This is a genomic window from Fulvivirga kasyanovii, assembly GCF_009711405.1.
Taxonomy (GTDB): domain Bacteria; phylum Bacteroidota; class Bacteroidia; order Cytophagales; family Cyclobacteriaceae; genus Fulvivirga; species Fulvivirga kasyanovii.
Map to the genome: position 1 here is coordinate 1 of NZ_SMLW01000383.1, position 8022 is coordinate 8022.

7 protein-coding genes are annotated in these 8022 nt (G+C 42.6%); 4 read left to right on the forward strand and 3 right to left on the reverse strand.

Annotated elements, in window-relative coordinates; all coding sequences use genetic code 11:
• From E1163_RS30415 to E1163_RS04630, 4 genes are all read left to right on the forward strand, one after another.
• The coding region (locus E1163_RS30415) for a hypothetical protein (protein ID WP_185155956.1) at nt 1-292 on the forward strand (292 nt) is incomplete at its 5' end.
• Between the two features lie 172 nt (nt 293-464).
• A complete protein-coding gene (locus tag E1163_RS04620) occupies nt 465-1730 on the forward strand; it encodes a styrene monooxygenase/indole monooxygenase family protein (protein WP_155169985.1) in 1266 nt (421 codons plus the stop codon).
• A 156-nt stretch (nt 1731-1886) separates the two neighbouring features.
• Complete coding sequence (locus E1163_RS04625; protein ID WP_155169988.1) at nt 1887-3104, forward strand: tetratricopeptide repeat protein; 1218 nt, start codon at nt 1887-1889, stop codon at nt 3102-3104.
• 41 nt (nt 3105-3145) lie between these two features.
• Complete coding sequence (locus E1163_RS04630; protein ID WP_185155957.1) at nt 3146-4282, forward strand: polysaccharide deacetylase family protein; 1137 nt, start codon at nt 3146-3148, stop codon at nt 4280-4282.
• A gap of 16 nt (nt 4283-4298) precedes the next feature.
• On the opposite strand, the gene E1163_RS04635 is transcribed toward E1163_RS04630, so the two are convergent.
• From E1163_RS04635 to E1163_RS04645, 3 genes are all read right to left on the reverse strand, one after another.
• A complete protein-coding gene (locus E1163_RS04635; protein ID WP_155169992.1) occupies nt 4299-6230 on the reverse strand; it encodes a rhomboid family intramembrane serine protease in 1932 nt (643 codons plus the stop codon).
• Nucleotides 6231-6393: 163 nt separating this feature from the next.
• Nucleotides 6394-7722 (reverse strand): M23/M56 family metallopeptidase, encoded by a 1329-nt coding sequence (locus E1163_RS04640; RefSeq protein WP_155169995.1) that lies wholly within the window; start codon nt 7720-7722, stop codon nt 6394-6396.
• A gap of 3 nt (nt 7723-7725) precedes the next feature.
• The coding region (locus E1163_RS04645; protein WP_155169997.1) for a BlaI/MecI/CopY family transcriptional regulator at nt 7726-8022 on the reverse strand (297 nt) is incomplete at its 5' end.

The window sequence follows — 8022 nt, forward strand, 5'->3', positions numbered from 1 at the left end:
ATACGTGGCCGAAGTTATAGCCGAAAAAAAAGCAGTAAAGTGGCTAGCCGACTTAAGCAAAATGAATGGATCTTTTGACGGGTCAAAGGACTGGCTGGTTTCCGAAATAATGCCTAAAGTAATACAGGCAGGTCTGCTATATGAAGCTATTGTACTTCCTAAAAATGTCTTCTCAAAGCTTTCTGCCAGAGATACTATTACCAAAATAAAAGATTTTGAATTGCGCCAATTTGACGATATTAATCAAGCAAAGGCCTGGTTAAATCAAGGTACAGAGGCTATGATCGGCTAAACATTAAAAAATTAGCACCTTAAGAGGCCAGCTCAAAGGCTTTTCCGAACGTAAATTTGAGACTGGCCCCTTCTTATTTCCTCCCCAGCCGGGGCAGTTATCAGTTAAAGAAGCCAGCATTCATTGCTCGCAGACAGTATGTTCTCATGTTTATACTTTTAAGACTTCTCTCATGAAAAAAATCGCTATCGTAGGTGCAGGTCAATCCGGTTTACAATTGGGTTTTGAACTGCTTAACAAAGGGTATCATGTAACATTATACTCTGATAAGGATGCCTGTGAAATTTTTAACAGTGCTGCCCCTCCTGTCCCTATTCAGTTTTATCCTTCCCTAGGCTATGAAAAAGAACTTGGTATAGACTTTTGGAAATCAGAACCGGCTACGCACATAGATGGTGTACGCTTTGATCTATATACCACTGATGGAACAAAAGCCTTCACCATAGAAGCACCTCTTAAAATAAAAGCCCAAACTATCGATTTGCGCTTGAAGTTTTCCGAGTGGCTAAATGAATTTAAAAGGCGCGGAGGCAATCTCATAATAGAAAAGGGCACTATAGCCTTATTAGAAGAAATTACCGTAAAAAATGATGCAGTTTTTGTGGCAACCGGCAAAGGAGAGTTATCACAACTATTCAAAAAGGATGAGAAAAAAACTGTTTTTGATAAACCCCAAAGGCACCTTGCTCTATTTTATGCCAAAAATTGCCAGTTGAACTACATGAATGACCCCACTTCAGGGGGTAGCAGCTATAATATCATGGAGGGGGTTGGAGAGTTAATTATGTCTCCTTTTTTAAGCAAGAACAAAGAACGGATTTTTTATATACTATTCGAAGCCATCCCCGGAGGGCCTATGGATTTCTTTGACAGGAATGCTGATGCTGCCGGGCAACTGGAACTCACCAAAAAATTTCTGAAAGACAATTACCCTCCATTGTTTCAAATGATCAAAGACGCATCTCTGGCAGGGAAAAATGAGTGGGTATGTGGGGCTGTAACCCCTACGGTAAAATGTCCGGTGGGTGTGTTACCTTCCGGGAACGTAGTAATGGCCATGGGTGATTTACTGATTTTAAATGATCCAATACTGGCACAAGGCCTTAATGGAGCCTCTAAATTTGCTCATTATATTGCTGAGAGGATTGTTAAAAGTGAGGACAAGAAATTTGATGCAGAGTGGATAACAGAAGTCACCGAAGGGTATTGGCAAACCGCTCAATATAACAATGCAATAACTACCTCAATGCTACAAGGTGCAGCCCCGCATCAACAAGAACTGCTTTTTGCCGCAAGCCAGAACCCTTCCATTGCGGCTGACTTTGTAAATGGAATAGGGCAAGCCCATGTGATGTACCCCTGGTTCGGTGACCCTAATGAAGCAAAAAAATATTTGGATAAAAAAGCATTGAACATCGTAAAAGAGGCTGCGGAATAGACTATAAAGATTCAACCATGCATCTACAAGGTGTCCGTTCACAACCTATTATTTTTTTCATTTTCAATAAAATATTTCCAAAAATACTCTTACTAAATCAGCACAAATTCATACCTTTCCGCTTTTAATTTCATTTCCACTATAGTATTACAACAAATGTTAAAGACTCATTTTTTTGCAACGGTCAGACTATTGATCTTGCTGGCTATCCTTTGTAACTTTTCACTTGCGGTTGCACAACAAAAAACTGAAATACAGGTATTGAGTGCAACCGTTAAAGATCAAACCATTCAGGGAGCCACGATTATTTTTCAGAAAAACGGGGAAACATCCGTTACAGCTACAACTGACAGCCAGGGACGGATCAGCATTCCCTCCCCTTTCGGTGGCGTTGATGATCCTTCTGTTACCATTATCATAAAAAAAGATGGCTATTCAACTCTGGTAGCCAAAGGCCCCTACAATAACCTTACTTATGCTTTAAGCCCAACCATGCAGGAGTTGGATGGAATAAGAATAGTATTAAACTGGGGAAGCTCTCCTGAGGATCTGGACTCACATATCTCATATCCCGGCAATCACATATGCTATCATCATAAAACAGGCTCACTTGCCAACCTCGACGTGGATGATGTTGATGGTTATGGTCCTGAAACTATTACCATAGAAAGAAAAGCCCAGGGGCAAAAGTATGTTTACGCCGTACACAATTATTCAGCGAAAGACATGTCTTCAAACACCGATCTGTCAGCGAAAAGTAATGCCAGTGTGTTTGTATATATTGGCAACACTTTGATCAGAACCTATAAAGTGCCGGAAATGCGAAAAGCAGGTAACCTGTGGATCGTTTTTATGATTGATGAATATGGCACTTTTGTTGACATAAACAAGTTCCAGGATGCATCAACCTGGGAAAGGGTTCGGGCAAATTTAGAAACGTTTAGAGGAAAAGATGAAAGCTTCGGCGATCCAGTGATTTCTCAAAATGACATCCAGGAGTCAAAAGTTGCCAATCGTAAAGGCGAAGAAGCTTATCATGCCGGCAATTTGGAGCTTTCAGTAGAACTATATCAAAAAGCCATTGAACTGAACCCGAACAATGGCCAGGCTTACAGCAACCTTGGACTTTCTTTCCAAAAGCTGAATAGAGAGGCAGAGGCTATCTGGGCCAACCGTAAAGCCATATCTCTGGCAAACGGCCCTCATACCAGCACTATCCAGGCCAGCTCGTACTATAATATTGGCAAGATCTATGAGAAAAAAGGTCAATGGGCTGATGCACTGCAACATTATTCATGGGCCAGAGAAAGAAAGCAACATAGTGCCTACGACAATGGTATCAGGCGAATGAATGAAAAGCTGGGAAATAATTAACTGAAAGCTATCTAATGGTTAAGGGCACCCTTGGATGTATAATGAGAAAATACGTCGGTCTAATATTTTTATTGATTGGTACAGTATCAGTGTATGGCCAGGGGCCGAAGAAGATAGCAAAAGCGGACAGAAGCCTGTGGCCGTATGAAATAAATTCTGCCACAGGCTTTAACTACGCTTCCAAAATGGAAATGCTTGTCTTTATTCATGTTCTGGAAGGTCTAAATACAAAACTGAATGAAGACAGCCTAAAAACCCATCTGGGAGTTTCAAAAGTTGACCTTTCTTCAGCATTGGCATGGAAAAAGCGTACAAAGAACACTTTATTAACAAATTTCAACGCTCTGCCAGAGGATAAAAAAATACCGGTCATCAACAATCCGGTCACCTGGCAACACCTGTCAGAAACGTCTCTTCATATTGAGAAAAAGCTGCCGGCCGAACTCCACCAATGGTTTTTGAATGCAAAAGAATTTTATAGCAGCTATGTATATGAGCAGCTAAGGCTGGCAGCCCTATTCCCACGGATCACAAGTGAAATATTAACATTAAGTAATGAAGAGGTTACAGGTTTCGAATTACCGGATAAGCAATTTCTCCTGACTTTTGACGACGGCCCTACTGCTCCAGGTGGCCACACCGACCGACTCATTGAAACACTCAACAAAAATCACACTACCGGGATATTTTTTATACTTGGAGACAGGCTTAATAGCCGGGCAATGTCAGACCCGTCCCAGGCAATACACCGGCTGTACGGCAACCATCTTATAGCTTCGCATGGCAGAGTTCATAAACCTCATCAGCGATACGACGACTGGGAGAGCTCTCTTTCATATACTGCCGGTGTAATTGGCTCCCTGGAAACTAAAAATCCTAAAACAAAATACTTCCGCCCGCCCTATGGACAGAGAAATGAGCAGATGGTTGCCTACCTGAAAGAAAGCCATACTACCTTAATGCTATGGAACATCGATTCTCAGGATTGGAATGCTAAAATTTCACATCAGGAAGTTGCTGATCGTGTGATAACGCTCATGCTTCTGTGGAGAAGGGGAATAATCTTGTTTCATGACATTAACCCAAAAGCAAATAATGCACTACCAATAATTTGGAATAAGCTTGGTGAATCTGGTGTTAAGTGGTTAGATCCAAATACATTTTCTATAGCTAAATGATGTTTTGCAATTTTTCTTAAGGAAAACTGATCACCACACTCCCCTCCGAAGTCACCGGCTCCATGCCATGCAGGTAAGCCGGTATCCATTCAGGGCCTGCTTTAAGTAATCGCTCTGCTTCTTCTTCACAGCCATAGCCCAGGTGGTTCATAAAGCGCACATCACTGATGGAGCCATCGGTATGGACTGTAAAAACCACTTCCAGATCACCTGATATATTGTGCAGGCGAGCTTGGAGTGGGTAGATTTTATGCGAGGCAATATATTGCTGAAAGGCATCAGCTCCGCCTACGGGATGTGGTATGAAGGTGCTGATGTCATAATCGAATCGCTCCCCTTCCCGGGAAACAGACCTTCCATAGACCAGTCGCCCTTCATTGTAAAACTCTTTATAATAAGGCTCCCCATTTTCATGGTAGCCATAGGCTTCACCTTCTATCCTGCCCTCTGCATATTTGGCGTATGAAGCAATGACACCATTCGGGTATTTATGAATATCTTCTCCATTGCCCTGTACTACCATAGGGTTGCCTACTGAGTCCCACGTGTTGATAGTATAGGCCCTGTCGCGGTAACGAACTTCCGATGACATGACTCCCGATTCATAAAAATACTGCCATTTACCAACCTTGTATTCCTCCTCATACCTTCCTGCTGCCGAGTATGTATTGTTCTCATTGTAATACAGAAAAACACCATCTTTCAGGTCTTTGCTGTATTTACCCTTCATTTGTATTTTACCATTTTTAAAATAGTCCCTGACCAATCCGTCCCACCTGCCCAGGCTGTCCTGATAACCTCTGCGGTAATAGTGATGCTCCCAGATCGGGCACTCCTTCCATAAGCTGTCATAGTATACCTCTACAATTTCCCGGGCGGGAGGCTTTTGCGCCTCTGTAGTATCAGGCGCAGACGGTGAAGGGCGGTTGTAATTGAGTACATATTGCAAAGGAGGCATGGTATCCATTTTATACCGCACAAGCTCAAGGCTATCCAGATAGATATACGACTCCTCTTTTAGGCTGGTCACAATATACCCAATTTCCTCTGACCTCCACTTTGCATAATTTTCAAGAGTTTTCCTGTCGTTCTCCAATGCCGGCGGAAGCTCAGGCAAACTATCTATTTCCTGCATCACCGTATCCCACTCAAGCAACAGTTCGGAAAAATCCGAAACCATAGCCGAATCGGAGGAATAACTGTTGTTCATCCTGTCCACCGACATTTTATCTGACTGAAGGAATACCTGGAACATATCGAAGTACTGCACCTTGTCGCGGGACATGTTGATGTAGGTAAAAAACACCAAACCCAGCGAAACCACCAATATCAACGGATAAATGCGGTGTGTTCTTTGACTGTTAAAAGCAACATCACCCAGACCAATAACCAGCCCCGCCCCAAGGCCTCCGAAATGGGCCGCGTTGTCAAAGTTTGCCTGGGTACCAATGATGGTCATGACAGCGATATAAATAGCAAATCCGATAAACGACTTAATCACCACATTTTTGTCATGCCATTCATGGGCAATCACTTGTATGATATGGAAGCCATAGATGCCGAATATCGCACCACTGGCACCTGCACTGACCACGTACAAATTATAGTACCCGCTAACCAGCCCGGCTGACAAACCGGAAACCAGGTAAGTAATGATAAACGCCCTATGCCCGAAGGCCGACTCGATATCAGAGCCCAGGCTATATAACGCAAACATGTTCACCAGAAGATGGATAAAACCGATATGAAGGAACATACTGGTAATCAGCCTCCACCACTCATCTTTAAAAGTATAGGGATAGAAATTGGCGCCCCAATCCAACAGATCGAAAATATTTTGAGAACTATAGCCCGAAAGTTCCATGGCTCCAAAAACCACTATATTGACGGCTAGAAGCAAATAAGTTGCCCAAGGGTATCTCTTTAGAAAAGCTATATATTCATGCATTTGTAAATCGCTATCGGGTACAAAGCTAGAAAATATGTTTATTCTTTATCTGCCTATGCAAAACCAAACCTCATAAAAAAGCCCCACGCCAGGGCGAAAATAACTCGCATCAGTGTGGGGACTCCATCAGAATGATAAAGTACCATTCCTGATCCATATCTATTCATTTCATAAATTCACGCGGATCTACGGGTTTACCATTTTCATGAACTTCATAATGCAGGTGCGCACCTCTCGACTGCCCCGTATCCCCAACATATCCGATAACCTCGCCTCTCTTAACTTTGTCCCCTGCCTTTACATCCCTTTGGCTCATGTGAGCATATTGGGTAAGGTAAACTTCCGAATGTTGGATTCGAATAAAATGGCCTCTAACCTCTCCTTCCGCCGACTCTAGCACCTCTCCATCAGCCGTGGCATAAACAGGCGTACCTTCCTTTGCCACCAGGTCAATTCCCTGGTGCATTTTTTCCACTTTCAATATTGGGTGCATAGCCGGGCCATATTCTGATGATACTTTGACCAATTCATTTGCTGCCAGAGGAAACCCGGAGGGCTTGTTATCATTCTCCACTACATCGAGAATAGTTGCAATGGATTCCTCCAAAGGCTGCTTCACCTCATTGCGGGTATTCATGGCCACCAGGCCTGCGGCCAAAGGAATGGCGCCTATTAAGGCTACCCTCATCCAATTTTGAGTTTTTCGCTTTTTCATCATAGTTATTCTGTTTTTAAGTGGTGTAGCAAAATGTGTTGTTATTGGAGACTTGATGCTACTTTCAAGTGCGTTTGAAATAAGTAATGACTGATATTTGAGCGGATTGCCACATTGAAAAAGTACAGCCCTGTCTGCCAGATACTCCAGGTTGAGCCGGACTGACTTTTTATAAAAATAAATAACCGGGTTGAACCAAAACAATATGGTAACAAACTCAATAAGTACAACATCTATAAAATGCCGCTTTTTAATATGTTCAAGCTCATGGTATAGGATTTCGCCGGGCACATCATCCCACTTCCCTGGAATAAACACACGACCAAATAGAGAAAAAGGCTGGGTGATCCGATGGTTTCTATAGACTTTCACCCCTGTTGATGACACCTCCTCTGAACCTTTTACCAGCCGGTTTATGCTGATTAAAGACCAGATGAACCTGAGTAGAAAGAAGCCGCAAATAACAAAATAAAGTGTCGAAAGCCATGATATATGGGCGGTTGCAGCCTCCTGTACAATCACAACTCTGTCCTGAATGGCCTCTACCGTGCTCAGCATTTCAGAAGCATAAGTTAATGCGACATTGTTACTTTCAGGCTCAATGCCACGACTGACATCAACAAAATGATGGGTAAACGGCACAAGCAGGCAAAAAATAAGTGCCCCAAACAGATACCATCTGTTCAGGTTGAAAAAAGTGGTTCTTCGGAGTACTACAAAGTAGTAAAGCCAAAAACCCAACATGCCTGTACTCGCCAATATCAGATAAAATACCATAACTTATGGGTTTTGCTTTTTGATCTCTTTATCAATTTCCGCCTTTATGGCCTCCAGTTCTTCCACCGACATATCAGTATTGGAAAAGAAAGTAGCAAAACCCTGCCAGGAGTTTTCGAAGAAGCTGGTCAGCATTCCTTTGAGCTTTGCTTTGAAGTAATCTTCTTTTTTGATTAACGGATAATATTCATGGACCTTTCCATAGGTGTTATAACCAATGAATTTCTTCTTCACCATCACCCTGAGTACGGTTGATACTGTAGGATACGCCGGTTTAGGTTCCGGCAGTGCATCAACAAT

What these genes read in the sequence shown, in the direction of transcription:
- E1163_RS04620 (WP_155169985.1), top strand. Translation starts at nt 465, where the DNA reads ATGAAAAAAATCGCTATCGTAGGTGCAGGTCAATCCGGTTTACAATTG.
- E1163_RS04625 (WP_155169988.1), top strand. Translation starts at nt 1,887, where the DNA reads ATGTTAAAGACTCATTTTTTTGCAACGGTCAGACTATTGATCTTGCTG.
- E1163_RS04630 (WP_185155957.1), top strand. Translation starts at nt 3,146, where the DNA reads ATGAGAAAATACGTCGGTCTAATATTTTTATTGATTGGTACAGTATCA.
- E1163_RS04635 (WP_155169992.1), bottom strand. Translation starts at nt 6,230, where the DNA reads ATGCATGAATATATAGCTTTTCTAAAGAGATACCCTTGGGCAACTTAT.
- E1163_RS04640 (WP_155169995.1), bottom strand. Translation starts at nt 7,722, where the DNA reads ATGGTATTTTATCTGATATTGGCGAGTACAGGCATGTTGGGTTTTTGG.